Genomic DNA, 15,338 nt, shown 5'->3' with positions numbered 1-15,338 from the left:
TGATCAGCGGAAAGGCTTCCGCTGATCACTTACCATTCATTTCATTTTTTCAACCATTTTCAAAATCAGTGCCGCTGAATGAAGAGCCGCAGTTTCCAGGAATTTATCAAAGGAAATATTGGACTCCTTACCTGCGATATCCGAAAGGGAACGAATGATGACAAACGGTGTTTTGAATTGGAAGGCTACCTGTGCAATGGCTGCCGCTTCCATTTCCACCGCGTATAAATCAGAGAATTTCCCTCTGACGAATTCAACCCTGACAGGATCATTCATGAAAGAATCCCCCGTAACGATCAACCCTTTCGCCACTTGAATATCCTCGATTTCTTTTGCTGCTTCTTCTGCGATTGCGAGAAGCTTTTCATCCGGGATGAAAGCTGCCGGAAGCTGAGGGACTTGACCGTACTCATATCCAAAAATCGTCACATCTACATCATGGTGGCGAACTTCCGTGGATATGACCACATCCCCTACATTAAGTGCTGGATGATATCCGCCGGCAGAGCCAGTATTGATGACTGCATCCGGTTTGAATTTTTCTAACAGGATCGTTGTTGACATTGCCGCATTCACTTTACCGATTCCCGATTTAAGCAAAATGACCTCGACACCATTCAGTGTTCCTGTATTGAACTCGGAACCGGCAATGGTCACCCGCTCCAAACCTTCCAATTTATCACGTAAAATCGTAACTTCTTCTTCCATTGCTCCGATTATGGCTACCTTCATTAGTAAAAACCTCTTCCTATAATTTTTCCGCCTCCATAATCCAGACAAATTGATTGCAGCGCTCGAAGTTCACCTTGTATCCATTTGCTTCAAGTGCTTTTTCCAAAAAAGGAATCGTAGTATAATATTCCGTTTGCAAATCGTTCGCCAAATTATGAAAGCCTGCCTGCCTTGCATCTTGAATCGCCCGTTCATGAGCTTCCCTTGATTGATACATCGTATCCGCAAACACTATTTTACCACCAGTATTCAGTAACTTTCCATAGTTGGCTATCGCTTTTTCTTTTTCTTCATCGGTTAAATGATGAAACGCATACGTGCTCACGATCGAATCGACCTGTTCCGGCTTCGGAAAATCGATAAAATCCCCATCTGCAATTTCTGTTTTTCCACGCAGCTTGCTTACCGCTATTTCCCTCATCGCAGGTGAGGGTTCAATTCCCGATACCTTTAGGCCTTTCCTCAAAAGCCTTTCCGTCAAATTCCCGGTACCTACGCCGAACTCCAGCACATGACCATGAGCCCGGTCCGTGACGCTATCCAATATCCTATCATAATGTTTAAAAACCTCTTGATACTCAATATCGTGTCCACTAACCGTATCATCATACGATTTCGACCATTCTTCAAATAAATCGATAAATTCTCTGCCCATTTTTAATCACCTTTTTATGATAAGATAATAAAACCTATAAGCATAATATGAAATAAACACAGAAACAGTTCTTGTTTTTTAGGCAAATCCATCATTCGGTTCAGATTCGGAGAAAATGGTGTTAAACTAACAGTATCTAAATGTTGGAGGGGAACAGTCATGAGTTTTCAACTTGACTTAAACTTATTCGAAGATAAAATAGAATTTTTCGAAGCAGAAAGCATCAAGAATCTTGAAGAAAAAATCCAATCACAAATTGAAATCAATAAAGCGATCATGCTTCAGGTGGAATCCGTATCACACCAAATGTATGTAAGTGAGGAAGGCAGACGTTTTTATAGTGCTGTCGTCCACTTTAAAGCAAAAAAATGATCACGATGAAAAACCCCCGAAAGCGGAATTCCTTTCGGGGGTTTTATGTTTATGATTTGAACATTACCTTTTATCGTTTGTCTTCAGTTCTTCGACTTTTACAGGTTTCCAACCTGATCCGTCCACCCATTCAATATAAACACGGAAGGTTTTAGGATTATCTCCTTCAGAAACGGTTCCGATTGCGGTGTTTGACGAACCGCCGTTTTGCAGCCACCATAGCTTCATGCTGCCTTCATCGATTCCAGCTCCGCTTGCTATGGCTTTACTCATTTCATTCCAATCGACCGAGCCCTTATCGAAGCTTGTAGTGTGCTCCCCGGATTGCTCAGTTCCTACTGGTTTCCAGCCTTCACTCTTATAAGTGGCCGCAACATTGCCATCACCGCTGCCTTCCACTTCCACAAGGTCGGCATCCCCTGCTTTTTCTGGATCTGCACCATCTTCTACGTTCTCTTCTGAATCTTCCTCTGTTGCTTTACTATCTTCTTCTGCATCTTCCTCTGTTGTTGCTTCACTATCTCCTACTGCGTCTTCCTTCTCTGAATCCGTTTCTTCCTTTTTGCCAGCAGGCTTGTCCGCTACCTTCCCTGAATCTGTATCGGCGATTTGCTTTGGTTCAGTCGTGGCTTTTTTTGTTTCGGTGCCATCGTCACTTAAGAAAATCGTGACTGCGACAATGACGATTAAAATGGAAACGATGGTGATAGCAATATTATATATTTTATTTACTTTTCTTTTTTGATCTCTCTGATTAAAACGTGAGCCCAAGGTCCATTCCTCCCTTACCTTTTCTTACTGCCTCATTTTAACATGATTTAGCTAGAGATAGAAGGGAAGGGTTTCCTACACTTTTCGTCAATTCTCGCTATTGTCCTGGTCCTTGGAGTACAGGACTTTTACAATATCTGAAAAAAGAGGCGTCATACTGGAACTGTTTTCCTTTGTTTCAAAACTTACGGTAACAAGAGCATATTTGGGATCTTTATATGGAAAGTAGCCCGCAAACCATTTATTGAGCTCCCCTTTTTCGATATTGGTCTGAGCTGTTCCAGACTTGCCGGCGACCTCAACAGGCAAATCTCTCAAGGCAGCGCCCGTCCCCTTCTCTTCCGTCACGACCTTCCTAAGAAGATGCTGCATCTTCATCGCCGTATATGGAGACAGTGTCTCGCCGCCAATACTTTGATTGGGAAAATCGACTACGGTCGTACTGTTGTTAAATTCGACCTTTGAAACGGCTTTGACCTGTTCTTTCTTGCCGCCGCGAGCAATCGTAGCCATCATATTCGCTATAGCGAGCGGTGTCGTTTGGACATCCTGCTGGCCAATTGCCGTTTTGGCAATCATTTTCGGATCTTTTTTTAAATCGTCATCATGCCAGACCTTACCGGCTTGTTCATGATGTAACTGAGTGACTTCGGTGTGATACACGTCCCCTTGCCAGCCCGTTTCACCAACCAGCCCTAACATTTTAGCATATTTATCCAAAAAGTCCGGATCCTTCTCGGATATTTCCTGTGACAATTCGGCAAACGTCCTGTTGCAGCTTTGGGCAAAGCTATTTTCAAAATTAAGCATGCCCAGTTCCCTCTGTTTATCCATTTTCCCGTCTATCGTCAAATTACAATTAAATGTCCGGGTGTGACTGGCGGCTTCATAATCGATGGCAGCTGCTGCCGTGACCGTTTTAAAGACGGAGCCCGGTGTTTTTTGAGTCAGCATCATATTGACGGCTCCTTCGCCATTCGGATCTTTTATATTAAGCGCCGGACGTGATACCATTGCGACGATTTCACTTTTTTCAATATCGATCAGTACAAGACCGCCTTTTTTTATCCCGCGTTCATCGACGAGCTTCTCCGCTTTTTCCTGAATTTCTTTATCGATCGTCGTCACGACCTTCACCGGGTAAAGCGGATTTGCAGGTTCCACATATTTAACATCGACACCGAACATTGGTCCTCCGCTGGCGTCCACGTGAAAAACGAGCTTCGATTCCCCAGCGGAAAGCAAGAACTCATCGAAGGTCCTTTGCAGCCCCGTATTGCCTATTTTCGTTTCAGGAGATAAATTCATGTCCGGATAACGTTTTTTCTTTTCCGCATCTGATATATTCGTCGTGCCAATCAATTGCGCTGCAGGAGTTTGATCATGATATAATTTCTCGTTCACGGCAAAGACCCCAGGAATCTTCAGTTCATTGATTGCCTTCGATTGGCTGGATGACAACTCTATCGGTTCATCCCCGCCAAATACGAATGGTTCTTCCGCTTGTTCTATCGCACGTTTTAACTCCGCTTCCGATTTGCCTATTATCGAGGCCACTTCATCTATAGGCCAAGTCATTTTTTTTAAAAATGGAAATAGGACGAGCGTCGGGATTTCTTCATGTGCAAGCGGTTCTCCATTTCTGTCATAAAACTTTCCGCGTCCATCATCAATCTTTAATATCTGTGAACGCTGATTCACGCTTGCCTCTAACAGGTTCACATTATGCTTTGAAAAAGATTCTGTCGATACAAGTTGGATGTAGGCAAGCCTGCCTATGAGCATCAGCATGAAAGCCGTCAAAAAAAGAGCCAGCAACCTCATTCGTTTCTTTTTCATAAAATACACCTCGTAACCATTGTTGACGAGGTGCGAATTTTTAAACAATTATGAACAAATTTAACGCGGCATTTTTCCATAAAAAAGAGGATGCCCAATGGACATCCCTTTTGCATTTAATTAGTCGATGGAAACAATCTTGACGCTCATTTCGCCGCCAGGTGTCATGATAGATACCTTGTCGCCGACCCTTTTCCCTATCAGGCTTTTCGCGATCGGGGAATCATTGGAGATTTTCCCTTCGAATGGATCCGCTTCAACGCTTCCTACGATGGAATATGTTTCTTCGTCACCATTTGGAAGTTCAACGAATGTTACCGACTTTCCAAGTGAAACTGTATCTGTATTCGAATCATTGCCTTCAATGATTTTTGCATTACGGATCATGTTTTCGATAGTTGTAATACGTCCTTCAACGAAAGCCTGCTCTTCTTTTGCGGAATCGTACTCTGAGTTCTCGGAAAGGTCTCCAAAACTGCGGGCGATTTTGATTCTTTCCACCACTTCTTTACGTTTAACCGTTTTTAACTGTTCAAGTTCCTGTTCAAGCTTTAACTTACCTTCAATAGTCATTGGATATTCTTTTTCAATTGCCAAAACCCTTCACTCCTTCAAATTCTTTACAGCAAGCATTCGCTGTGACAAGTTTATGTACTATATAGTGCTTAACCCTGAAATCGAGTCAGAATATATAATTGCGCGACTTAAAAAGTACGCGCTTCGATACTAAGAAACATCCGTTCCTTAGTATATAAACCGACTGCGGTGTGCAGCCGGTTCGTTCTGTATCAAGAATAGAGTATTGCGTTTTCCAACATTTGTCCAGTCTTTCCCAATAAATAGTTGGGATTATTTAAATAAACGGAGGAAAATGGCACCTATCATTATTTATGCTATGTTATTACAAAAAAGACTTTTGTTCAAGGATTGTTTGAATTTTTGTCACCATGAGGTCAATTGCCACATGGTTTTGACCGCCTTCAGGAATGATGATGTCGGCATAACGCTTCGTCGGTTCTATGAATTGATTATGCATCGGCCGAACGACACTGATGTATTGTTCGATGACGGAATCTATGGAACGGCCGCGCTCTTTAATATCACGGGTCATCCGACGAAGGATCCGCAAGTCTGCATCCGTATCAACATATAGCTTCATATCCATCAGGTCCCGGAGGCGCTCGTCCTCCAGCACAAGAATCCCTTCAAGGATGATGACATCCTGGGGCTCAACTGTGATGACTTCTTCCGAACGCGTATGGATCGAATAATCATAAACCGGTTTTTCTATCGTTTCATAGCGCAGCAATGCGTTAATGTGATCGATTAGCAAATCATTATCAAAGGCAAGCGGATGATCATAGTTCGTTTTCAAGCGCTCTTCAAAAGGCAGATGACTTTGATCTTTATAGTAATAATCTTGTTCGATCATCAGGATGGAATGTCCTTGAAAGAATTCAAAAATGGAACGGGTAACACTTGTTTTACCTGATCCAGACCCTCCGGTAACTCCGATGACCACTGGTTTCTTTCTTGTCATGTCAATTCTCCTTCCGCATCATATTGTTCACATAAACTCTATTATCTACTTGAATGCGGACAATTTGAAGCGGATGGCGGGCTGCCTCCAGCTCCTTACCTGACTCATCCCAGATCGTACCGATTTTTTGAGTGAAGTTTTCGATTTCCGGTCCAAAAAACTCCACTTCATCTCCAGGCTTGAAGAAGTTACGTTGCTGCATGGTAACGATTTTAGTTTCCTCGTCGTAATCAAGCACCAACCCTGCGAAGTCGAAGCGAGTCTTTACGGTATGATTCCCGAACATTTGCTGTTTATACCCAGGAATTTCACCTTCCATGAACGATGATGCCGTCTCACGATTCGCACACTTATCAAGCTCTTCCAGCCATTCTTGTTCAATCTTGAAATTGTCCGGATCGGCACAATACGCATCAATCACTTTACGATAGACGCTGACAACTGTTGCTATATAATGAATGGACTTCATTCTTCCTTCGACTTTTAAGCTGTCTATGCCAATTTCAATCATGCCTGGCAGTGATTCAATCAGCTTCAAGTCTTTTGGACTCATTGCGAATGGAGCATCTTCTTTATCGAATAAAGCCTTTTCCCCGTCTTGATCCAACTCATATAAATCATAATCCCAACGGCAAGACTGACAGCAGCCGCCGCGGTTCGAATCACGCGCCGTCATATGATTCGAAAGGGTGCATCGTCCAGAATAAGCAATGCACATGGCTCCATGAACGAAAGCCTCGATTTCGATATCGACCTTCTCCTTCATTTCACGGATTTCATCAGCACTCGTCTCACGGGCCAAAACCACCCGCTCCAAGCCTTCCTCTTTCCAATACTGAACAGCCTTCCAGTTCGATAGCGATTGCTGTGTGCTTAAATGGATCTCGACGTTCGGAGCGACACGTTTACAGGTTTCGATGATTAATGGATCGGCTACGATGATACCATGAACCCCAGCCTCCTGAAGTCCTTCCAGGTATTCATCCAGGCCATCGATATTTTCATTATGGGCGAAGATATTTGTCGTTACATATACTTTAGCGCCATACTTTTTAGCGAATTCGACGCCTTCCTTGATTTCCTCAAACGTGAAGTTGCCGGCATTGGAACGAAGACCATATTCCTGACCGCCAATGAACACGGCATCCGCGCCGTAATGGACGGCAATTTTTAATTTTTCAAGGTTGCCGGCCGGAGCCAGCAATTCCGGTTTTTTTACAATGACTCTCTTTCCATCAACGATCTTGGAAATTTTATCAGCAATAGCATTCAAGGCTATTCCTCCTCTTTCTCTTACCCTTTTCTTTAATAAACCGATTCTTTAAAGAAGAACCCGGTATCCAACTCGCGGTTATCCGGCTGAACCGCTTTGACCTTTTCAAAGAGCTCAGATTTCATATCATCATAACGGTCAGGGTCTTCAGCACATACGTCAATCGCTTCCCGATATAGCTTTGTCATTTCAATGATATACTCCGGTGTTTGCAATACCCCTTCGATTTTCAATGAATCGATTTCCGCTTCAATCAATTCCTGAAGTTCATCAATCATGCACATATCATTCGGACTCATGATATGTGTGCCATTTTCATCTTCATAAATCGGATATTTATTTTCACGTTCCTTATCATGCAAGAACATACTTCTATTTTCCTTCCGATTTTCCACTTCCATTGCCTTGCCTTGGTATTCAAAGTAATTACCTAGAAGCGTACGCTTCGATTGGAACATGCATGTCATGCCGTGCACTTGCACTTCAATCTCCACTTCGGCATTTTCCTTCATTTCCACTATCTCGTCCAGACTTATCTCACGGGCAGCCACGGCACGGACAGCACCGCGTTTCCCCCAGTAATTACATGTGTACCAGTTCGTTACCGTCATCTCCGTATTCCAGTGCAGGGGCATATCAGGTGCCACTGCACGGACAGCCATCAAGACTGCGGGATCACCGAATATGATCCGGTCGGCACCAGCTTCTTTAAGGAAAGTGACATACCCTTCAAGCTCGTCCACTTTTTCATTATGATATATGGCGTTCATGGATACATACACTTTCTTGCCCGCGGCATGTGCAAGCTCAATCGCCTTCTCGACATCTTCACGTTTGAACTCTCCTGCCAGCCTTAGTGCATAGCGTTGTTCGCCAATGACGAAGGCGTCAGCGCCTGCACCGATGAGTTCTGTTATATGATCGACACTTGTCGGAGTCACGAGTAATTCAGGCTTTTTCATTTTTGTCACCTCTATGTTTACTTATGGCCACACCATCACCAATCGGCAAAATTACGGTATCGAAATTGGGATGGTCTTGTAACCAGATGTTAAAGTCTCTGATTTTTTTGATGAGAGCTCGCTTTCTTCTCGTCATTTCCATTTCTTCAATGTTTTCGGCAACCAGGCCTTTGAATAAAACATTATCAGTAATGATTATGCCAGCACCAGCCAGGAACGGTTCAAACAGCTCAAAGAATCGCTTGTACTGCCCTTTAGCTGCATCAACGAAGATGATATCAAACGGACCATGTTCCATGACTTTCGGTCCAGCTTCAAGGGCATCCCCTTCAATGAGGGTGATCCTTTCCGACAGTCCCGCCTTCTTGAAGTTAGCTCTTGCCTGCTCAATACGGGCTTCATTCCGTTCAAGTGTGACGATTCGAGCTTCCGGAAGGGTCTCAGCCATCCTTATTGCCGAATAGCCAATCGCCGAACCAACCTCCAATATCGCCTTAGGCTGATGAAGCCTTAAAATCTGAAGCAGCACCTCAATGCCTTCGGGCTCCATGATCGGCACATTATTTTCCATCGCAAAATCTTCCAACTCCTTAAGCAAACCCGTACGCTCCGGAATTAAGGAATGAAGATATTGTTCTATTTTTCCGTTCAAAACGTTTCCTCCAATTATAAGGAAAACAAAAGCGCTTGGTCAGTATCATGAAGAAATTGATAGGTCAATTTCCTCACAAGGAGCAGCTGAAACAAGTATGCTTGACGATCTACATTTCCTTATCTTTCAAAATAAAACCCGGCATTCGCCGAGTTACGTCACCGATAGGAATCGGATCTAAAATTCACTTGTACTATTCTATCATAAAAACAAGGGGAAAGTAATATCTCTCCCCCCTCAGTCTCATTGCATTTTTTTATTTATTTATTGGAAATATGCTCTGCCTTTTTGACATTGTGGTCATCCAAGGTCTTCGAGTAAAGGACTTCCCCTTCAGGTGTTGCCAAAAAGTATAGGTAATCCGTTTTCTCAGGCTTCAGTACCGCATCGATCGATGTCGTTCCGGCATTTGCAATCGGCCCTGGAGGCAGCCCCTTATTCTTATACGTATTATAAGGCGATTTCACCTCAAGGTCTTTATAATACACCCTGCTCTTATGTGAACCTTTTGCATACAAAACGGTCGGATCCGTTTGAAGCGGCATATCTTCCTCGATACGATTGTAAAAGACGGAAGCTATTTTTCCGCGATCGACCTGTGCCGTCGCCTCTTCTTCAACAAGCGAAGCGAAGGTCAGCATCTCATGTACGGAATAATCGTTTTTGTCCATCTGGGTCTCGTATGCCTGCAACGTCTCTTCGGTTTTCTTCAGCATCTCGATGACGATCGATTCCAGTGTCGGCTTTTCCTCATAAAAGTCATAAGTAGCTGGGAAAAGGTATCCTTCAAGCGGATATAAAACCTTTTCATTTTCAATTTCCGAGGTCAAGAGCTGCGGAAATTTCTCTTGCATGGAATTAACGAATTTCTTATCATTCAATTTCTTAAAGACCTTTTTCGGATCTTCACCCGTCTTCACTGCGATGATATCGGCAATTTGAACAAGCTGCTTTCCTTCAGGAATCGTTATCTTCATTGCAGCTTCCTTCATGAGTTTTCCGGTTTTGATGCTTGTGACGATATCTTCAATTGGCATGGAAGGTGATAATTTATACTCTCCTGCCTGAAAACCGGATTCATTGCGGAATTTAATATAATATTTGAATACGCGTGCGTCCTTGATTATCCCCTGCTCTTCAAGCAGTGTTGAAATTCCGTTAACGGAAGAACCGATTGGGATTTTCACTTTCTTGATGGTATCATCATCCGGATCGACTGGTTTCATGGCTGAGTTGATATATAAAAAGCCCACAAGACCAACTATCCCAATTAGTACAATAAGCGAAGCAATCGTAATCATGATGATTTTACGAACCAGCTTGGCTTCTCCTTGCTGTTCTAACAATTTCATTCGGATATGTTCCTTTTTAGATAAATTTTTATCTTTTTCATCCATGTTCATTCCCCCTGCAAACTCACACCAACTACAGAATGGTTTCTAGATGATGCTTTCTCTAATTAATCTTTGCTTCGAACATTATACTAAAATCAACAAATAATTACATGTTTTTTGCAAAACTACATTCATCAATACTCTATTTATGGCAAAAACGCACTAGTTTTGTCAATATACAGGTGTGATTTAATAGGAAAATAGTGATATCTTTGTCTAAATTTTTTTTGAGGGTATATTGATTTTCGCTCCAGGCACTCGCTTTCCGCGGGCGGTCCGGGAGCCTCCTCGGCGTACGCCTGCGGGGTCTCCCCTAGACGCGCTTTTCCCGCAGGAGTCTCGCACCTTACTCTCCAATCAACTTTGTTTTAATTATTTACTCAGCTTAAAAATTTGTTTCCTGCATGTGTCAGGCATTTCAGGCAAGGGCAGGAATATTCATATAGGAATGCCATAAAAATTTGAAGAAAAAGAAAGGTGTGAAGGAGTTGGATAATTCTTATTTTGTAGGTTGGGGGACATTGGCACTCATAAACGCCGGACTTGCTCAAGGTAAAAATAGAACGGCGTTGAATTGGTTCTTGCTATCATTATTTTTAGGTCCGTTCGCTACTTTTATGCTTTTATTCGCAGAGAAAAGATAAGGTGTTACTGGTACATAAATGAAAAAACCGACTTCATGTCCACAGTTTATTACAGGTTTGTTGAACGTTGATTTCCTTTCCAAGCGCTCGATCCAATCGATTCAGATTGAAACCCTTTTGCCTAAAAAAGTGGCTCGGAATGTCACCACCGAACCATGAAATATTATTTGGTGGTGGACTTAAATTTCCACTCCAGGCACTCGCTTTCCGCGGGCGGTCTCGGGAGCCTCCTCGGCTTCCGCCTGCGGGGTCTCCTTAGACACGCTTTTCCCGCAGGAGTCTCGCACCTTCCGTTCCAATCGACTTTGTATTAAAAATTCAGATTGAAACCCTTTTGCCTAAAAAAGTGGCTCGGAATGTCACCACCGAACCGTGAAATATTATTTGGTGGTGGACTTAAATTTCCACTCCAGGTACTCGCTTTCCGCGGACGGTCTCGGGAGCCTCCTCGGCTTCCGCCTGCGGGGTCTCCTTAGACACGCTTTTCCCGCAGGAGTCTCGCACCTTTCGTTCCAAATCTTCCTCTTTTCAAAAAAAAAACCGACCTTTAAGGGCCGGTTTTTTCTCTTATTCTTCTTCCGCTTCTTCTTGGTCAAGGAATGTATTTAACATTTCTTCGACAAGATCCCACTCTTCTTCTGTTTCGATCGGTGTAAGTTCACCATCTTTATTATCTTCGCTTGGTACGAATGATGAAGCGTGGATTTCGATTTCTTCCTCATCATCTTCTGCAGACATCGGATAGTAAAGTACATAAGATTTGTTGAATTTATCTGAGTCGAATGTGAAAAGGATTTCGCAAAGCTGCTCGTTTCCGTTTTCATCTACTACTGTAATGTTGTTTTCGCCGTGTTCCATTTGTATTCACCTCATATTGAATTTGTTTGTCTGTCCAAGAATCCTTGCAGAATCATGACAGCCGCCATTTTATCAATGACTTTCTTGCGTTTGCTTCGGCTCACGTCCGCCTCAAGAAGGACACGTTCAGCCGCCATAGTTGTCAACCGTTCATCCCAGAGAAACACCGGCAGCTTGAATTTGTTTTCTAATCGTTTAGCGAAATCTTGGCTGATCTCGCCTCGCGGTCCAACGGTACCATTCATGTTTTTAGGTAAACCGAGGACAATTTTAGAAACATCATGCTCTTTTATGATTTCATTGAGGCGTTTAAAGCCGAAGTCATTTCCAGCTTCGTTAATTTTGATCGTTTCCAATCCTTGTGCAGTCCAACCCATCGCGTCACTCAGGGCAACGCCGATGGTTTTTGAACCTAAATCAAGTCCCATTGTGCGCATTAGTATTCCTCTCGATGGTTCTTAAGATACGACTTAACCAATTCTTCGATGATTTCATCGCGTTCAAGCTTACGAATAATGTTTCGAGCATCCATATGGCGCGGGATGTAGGCCGGGTCACCAGATAATAGATAACCGACAATCTGGTTTATCGGGTTATAACCTTTTTCCTGAAGTGCAACATAAACTTGAGACAATACTTCTTGTACATCTCTTTCGAATGGTTCTTCGGGAAAATTAAATTTCATCGTTTTATCAAAGGAACTCATAAACATGCACCTCTCCTCAGCGTCCAGAATCCACTATTACCTACATTGTACAACACTTTCCATTGATTATGAAATCGATAAGACCCATTCTTCAACAAAATTAAGCGCTGCATCCAATTTTTCAGGGTCTTTTCCGCCGGCTTGGGCCATATCTGGACGTCCGCCACCGCCGCCGCCGCAACGGGAAGCAACTTCTTTGACCAATTTACCAGCATGGAAGCCGCGGTCGATGTAATCCTTAGTCACCCCGGCAATCAAATTGACTTTATCACCTTGGGCCGAACCTAATACGATAATGACAGAATCGAGCTTTTGTTTCAAATCATCCGCCATGGCACGCAGATTATTCATGTCGGTAGCTTGAACCTTCGCCACCAATACTTGAACGCCATTTACGTCTTTTACGTTAGAAACAAGGCTGCTTGCTTCAATATTACTTAATTTTGAAGTAAGGCTTTCATTCTCACGATGAAGATCCTTCACTTCAGCTAGTACCGTTTCAATTCTTGAAGGTACATCTTTCAAGTTCGTTTTCAATTTGGCAGCCGCGTCTTTCAAGACACCGATTTGATCAGTCATCAATTTGTATGCCCCTGCACCCGTTACCGCTTCAATACGGCGAGTACCTGCACCGATGCCGCTTTCAGATACGATTTTGAACAAGCCGATTACCGCTGTATTCGGAACGTGGACACCCCCGCAAAGCTCGAGGCTGTAATCGCCGATTTGAACGACACGGACAATCTTGCCGTATTTTTCGCCGAACAACGCCATTGCGCCCATAGCCTTAGCTTCCTCGATGTTTTTATAGTCCGTATTCACTTGTAAGCTTTGCCAAATCTTTTCATTTACAATCGTTTCGATTTGTTCAATCTCTTCAGCCGTTATCTGGCCAAAATGAGAGAAGTCGAAGCGAAGGCGTTCAGCCTGTACGAGTGAACCTGCTTGATTGACATGTGTACCAAGCACATCTTTCAACGCTTGATGAAGAAGATGCGTCGCTGTATGATTTTTCGTGATATGGATCCGATTTTCTTGATTTACAATAGCAACGATATCGGAATCTGCTGTTAAAGTGCCGGCAGTAACTGTTACACGGTGCAGATTTTGGCCATTAGGAGCCTTTTGGACATCATGGACATCAACCTTCACTGATTCACTGGCCATCGTTCCTATATCGGCTATTTGTCCGCCGCTTTCCGCATAGAAAGGAGTCTTGTTCAGTATCACTTGAACTTCTTCACCTTCTTGTGCCTCCGTTACAAGCTCGCCATTTTTTACTATGGCAGCAACTTTGGCTTCGACAGCGACTTGATCATAGCCGACAAATTCACTTTCAACTTTAATATCTCCCAATACCCCGCCTTGGATTTGCATGGAATCCACATCTTGACGCGCTGAACGGGCACGTTCACGCTGTGCATCCATTTCCTTTTCAAATCCAGCATGATCGACCGTCATGCCTTCTTCTTCTGCATATTCTTCCGTTAACTCAATCGGGAAGCCATATGTGTCATATAAACGGAATGCATCACTGCCAGGAATGGTTGTACCGCCTTTTTCCTTTTCCTTTTTAATGACTTCAGAAAGGATGGCGAGTCCATCATTTAGAGTTTCATGGAAGCGTTCCTCTTCATTCTTGATTACTTTTGCAATGAACTCTTTATTCTTAAGGACTTCAGGGTAGAAGTCTTTCATGATTTCGCCGACGACCGTCACAAGCTCGAACATGAATGGTCGATTGATGTTGATTTGCTTAGCATACCGAACCGCTCTGCGGAGTAGACGGCGCAATACATAACCGCGGCCTTCGTTGGATGGAAGAGCCCCGTCACCTACTGCAAAGGCTACCGTACGAATATGGTCTGCAATGACCTTGAATGCAACATCTTTTTCTGAATCAACACCATACTTCACATCGGAAATCTCTTCGACTGCCCGGATGATCGGCATGAATAAATCTGTATCATAGTTCGTCGCCACATCTTGAACGACGGAAGCCATACGTTCAAGGCCCATGCCTGTATCGATATTTTTCTTTGGAAGCGGTGTGTAAGAACCATCCGGATTATGGTTGAATTGGGAAAACACAAGATTCCAGACTTCTAGATGCCGTTCATTTTCCCCGCCTGGATATAATTCCGGATCATTCGGACCATCGCCATATGCTGGTCCGCGGTCATAGAAAATCTCTGTGTTCGGGCCGCTTGGACCTTCACCGATATCCCAGAAGTTCTCCTTCAGGCGAATGATCCTTTCAGCAGGAACACCGATTTTCTTATTCCAGAGTTCGAATGCTTCATCATCTTCAGGATGGATCGTAACGGCCAATTTGTCTTTGTCGAACCCAATCCATTTTTCATCGGTCAAAAATTCCCATGCCCATGTGATGGCTTCTTCTTTGAAGTATTCACCAATGGAGAAGTTTCCGAGCATTTCGAAGAACGTATGATGACGTGCCGTTTTCCCCACGTTTTCAATATCGTTTGTACGGATGGCCTTTTGAGCATTTGTAATCCTTGGATTTTCAGGAATCACCCGTCCATCAAAATATTTCTTTAACGTCGCCACCCCGGAATTGATCCAAAGCAATGATGGATCTTCATGAGGAACCAATGACGCACTTGGTTCGATGTTATGGCCTTTTTCACTAAAAAAATCTAAATACATTTGGCGGATTTGAGCACCAGTTAAATACTTCATATATATATCCTCCTTTAAAAATTATGTAATTTTGAGCACACAAAAAACCCCCATCCCAAAAACAGGGACGAGAGTTGACTCGCGGTACCACCCTGATTATGGACGCAGGAATTCATCCCAGGTCCATCACCTTCATAAAAGCCTTAACGCGGCATGACGGCAGGTATTAGCTGCTCTCAGGACTAGCTTTCTGCTGCTCTTCACCTTGCAGCCCCTTTCAGCCTGGGGGACCACTCT

At 43.5% G+C, this 15,338-nt stretch carries 16 protein-coding genes; 2 read left to right on the top strand and 14 right to left on the bottom strand.

What is annotated here, in order from left to right; translation table 11 throughout:
• Window positions 1-36: 36 nt before the first annotated feature.
• Together mtnN and ACSR9O_RS08210 are read right to left on the bottom strand one after the other, a co-directional pair.
• Entirely contained in the window at window positions 37-732 is a 696-nt protein-coding gene (gene mtnN / locus ACSR9O_RS08215) for a 5'-methylthioadenosine/S-adenosylhomocysteine nucleosidase (protein WP_101222634.1), read from the bottom strand.
• Window positions 733-748: 16 nt separating this feature from the next.
• Window positions 749-1,387, bottom strand: coding sequence for a class I SAM-dependent DNA methyltransferase (locus tag ACSR9O_RS08210; protein WP_230177047.1), 639 nt, complete (start codon window positions 1,385-1,387; stop codon window positions 749-751).
• Between the two features lie 159 nt (window positions 1,388-1,546).
• On the opposite strand from ACSR9O_RS08210, the gene ACSR9O_RS08205 reads away from it, so the two are divergent.
• A complete protein-coding gene (locus tag ACSR9O_RS08205; RefSeq protein WP_048682770.1) occupies window positions 1,547-1,759 on the top strand; it encodes a DUF2536 family protein in 213 nt (70 codons plus the stop codon).
• A 63-nt stretch (window positions 1,760-1,822) separates the two neighbouring features.
• Here ACSR9O_RS08205 and ACSR9O_RS08200 read toward each other — a convergent pair whose 3' ends face one another.
• The 8 genes from ACSR9O_RS08200 to mltG form a co-directional block, all read right to left on the bottom strand.
• Window positions 1,823-2,530: a YrrS family protein gene (locus ACSR9O_RS08200; protein WP_101222636.1), complete on the bottom strand. Its 708-nt coding sequence runs from the start codon at window positions 2,528-2,530 to the stop codon at window positions 1,823-1,825.
• Window positions 2,531-2,617: 87 nt separating this feature from the next.
• Window positions 2,618-4,369 (bottom strand): peptidoglycan D,D-transpeptidase FtsI family protein, encoded by a 1,752-nt coding sequence (locus ACSR9O_RS08195; protein ID WP_491724280.1) that lies wholly within the window; start codon window positions 4,367-4,369, stop codon window positions 2,618-2,620.
• Window positions 4,370-4,489: 120 nt separating this feature from the next.
• Window positions 4,490-4,966, bottom strand: a complete 477-nt coding sequence (gene greA / locus ACSR9O_RS08190; RefSeq protein WP_101222638.1) for a transcription elongation factor GreA — start codon at window positions 4,964-4,966, stop codon at window positions 4,490-4,492.
• A gap of 304 nt (window positions 4,967-5,270) precedes the next feature.
• Window positions 5,271-5,909: a uridine kinase gene (gene udk / locus ACSR9O_RS08185; protein ID WP_034308619.1), complete on the bottom strand. Its 639-nt coding sequence runs from the start codon at window positions 5,907-5,909 to the stop codon at window positions 5,271-5,273.
• A gap of 1 nt (window position 5,910) precedes the next feature.
• Window positions 5,911-7,182, bottom strand: a complete 1,272-nt coding sequence (locus ACSR9O_RS08180) for a peptidase U32 family protein (RefSeq protein WP_491724279.1) — start codon at window positions 7,180-7,182, stop codon at window positions 5,911-5,913.
• Window positions 7,183-7,214: 32 nt separating this feature from the next.
• A complete protein-coding gene (locus tag ACSR9O_RS08175; RefSeq protein ID WP_491724278.1) occupies window positions 7,215-8,144 on the bottom strand; it encodes a peptidase U32 family protein in 930 nt (309 codons plus the stop codon).
• The gene (locus ACSR9O_RS08170; protein ID WP_101222641.1) at window positions 8,131-8,796 is read right to left on the bottom strand and encodes an O-methyltransferase; all 666 of its coding nucleotides are present in this window, start codon (window positions 8,794-8,796) and stop codon (window positions 8,131-8,133) included. The genes ACSR9O_RS08175 and ACSR9O_RS08170 overlap by 14 nt, the downstream gene beginning before the upstream one ends.
• 260 nt (window positions 8,797-9,056) lie before the next feature.
• On the bottom strand, window positions 9,057-10,193 hold the full coding sequence (mltG, locus tag ACSR9O_RS08165; protein WP_397315185.1) for an endolytic transglycosylase MltG: 1,137 nt from the start codon (window positions 10,191-10,193) through the stop codon (window positions 9,057-9,059).
• A gap of 458 nt (window positions 10,194-10,651) precedes the next feature.
• On the opposite strand from mltG, the gene ACSR9O_RS08160 reads away from it, so the two are divergent.
• Window positions 10,652-10,834: a hypothetical protein gene (locus ACSR9O_RS08160; protein WP_230177103.1), complete on the top strand. Its 183-nt coding sequence runs from the start codon at window positions 10,652-10,654 to the stop codon at window positions 10,832-10,834.
• Between the two features lie 567 nt (window positions 10,835-11,401).
• On the opposite strand, the gene ACSR9O_RS08155 is transcribed toward ACSR9O_RS08160, so the two are convergent.
• The 4 genes from ACSR9O_RS08155 to alaS form a co-directional block, all read right to left on the bottom strand.
• Entirely contained in the window at window positions 11,402-11,692 is a 291-nt protein-coding gene (locus ACSR9O_RS08155) for a DUF1292 domain-containing protein (RefSeq protein WP_063232962.1), read from the bottom strand.
• Between the two features lie 11 nt (window positions 11,693-11,703).
• On the bottom strand, window positions 11,704-12,129 hold the full coding sequence (gene ruvX / locus ACSR9O_RS08150) for a Holliday junction resolvase RuvX (RefSeq protein WP_034308633.1): 426 nt from the start codon (window positions 12,127-12,129) through the stop codon (window positions 11,704-11,706).
• Window positions 12,129-12,398: an IreB family regulatory phosphoprotein gene (locus ACSR9O_RS08145; RefSeq protein WP_034311358.1), complete on the bottom strand. Its 270-nt coding sequence runs from the start codon at window positions 12,396-12,398 to the stop codon at window positions 12,129-12,131. The genes ruvX and ACSR9O_RS08145 overlap by 1 nt, the downstream gene beginning before the upstream one ends.
• Window positions 12,399-12,464: 66 nt before the next feature.
• Window positions 12,465-15,101, bottom strand: a complete 2,637-nt coding sequence (gene alaS, locus ACSR9O_RS08140) for an alanine--tRNA ligase (RefSeq protein WP_491724277.1) — start codon at window positions 15,099-15,101, stop codon at window positions 12,465-12,467.
• Window positions 15,102-15,338: the final 237 nt, after the last annotated feature.

The sequence above is a fragment of the Peribacillus sp. B65 genome (assembly GCF_058513295.1).
The sequence above is the reverse complement of the archived record's forward strand: the minus strand, read 5'-3'. Positions and strand labels throughout refer to the sequence as shown.

Excerpts from the sequence above, each read along its gene's own strand:
- mtnN (WP_101222634.1), bottom strand. The coding sequence starts at position 732 with ATGAAGGTAGCCATAATCGGAGCAATGGAAGAAGAAGTTACGATTTTA.
- ACSR9O_RS08210 (WP_230177047.1), bottom strand. The coding sequence starts at position 1,387 with ATGGGCAGAGAATTTATCGATTTATTTGAAGAATGGTCGAAATCGTAT.
- ACSR9O_RS08205 (WP_048682770.1), top strand. The coding sequence starts at position 1,547 with ATGAGTTTTCAACTTGACTTAAACTTATTCGAAGATAAAATAGAATTT.
- ACSR9O_RS08195 (WP_491724280.1), bottom strand. The coding sequence starts at position 4,369 with ATGAAAAAGAAACGAATGAGGTTGCTGGCTCTTTTTTTGACGGCTTTC.
- udk (WP_034308619.1), bottom strand. The coding sequence starts at position 5,909 with ATGACAAGAAAGAAACCAGTGGTCATCGGAGTTACCGGAGGGTCTGGA.
- ACSR9O_RS08175 (WP_491724278.1), bottom strand. The coding sequence starts at position 8,144 with ATGAAAAAGCCTGAATTACTCGTGACTCCGACAAGTGTCGATCATATA.
- mltG (WP_397315185.1), bottom strand. The coding sequence starts at position 10,193 with ATGGATGAAAAAGATAAAAATTTATCTAAAAAGGAACATATCCGAATG.
- ACSR9O_RS08155 (WP_063232962.1), bottom strand. The coding sequence starts at position 11,692 with ATGGAACACGGCGAAAACAACATTACAGTAGTAGATGAAAACGGAAAC.
- ruvX (WP_034308633.1), bottom strand. The coding sequence starts at position 12,129 with ATGCGCACAATGGGACTTGATTTAGGTTCAAAAACCATCGGCGTTGCC.
- ACSR9O_RS08145 (WP_034311358.1), bottom strand. The coding sequence starts at position 12,398 with ATGAGTTCCTTTGATAAAACGATGAAATTTAATTTTCCCGAAGAACCA.
- alaS (WP_491724277.1), bottom strand. The coding sequence starts at position 15,101 with ATGAAGTATTTAACTGGTGCTCAAATCCGCCAAATGTATTTAGATTTT.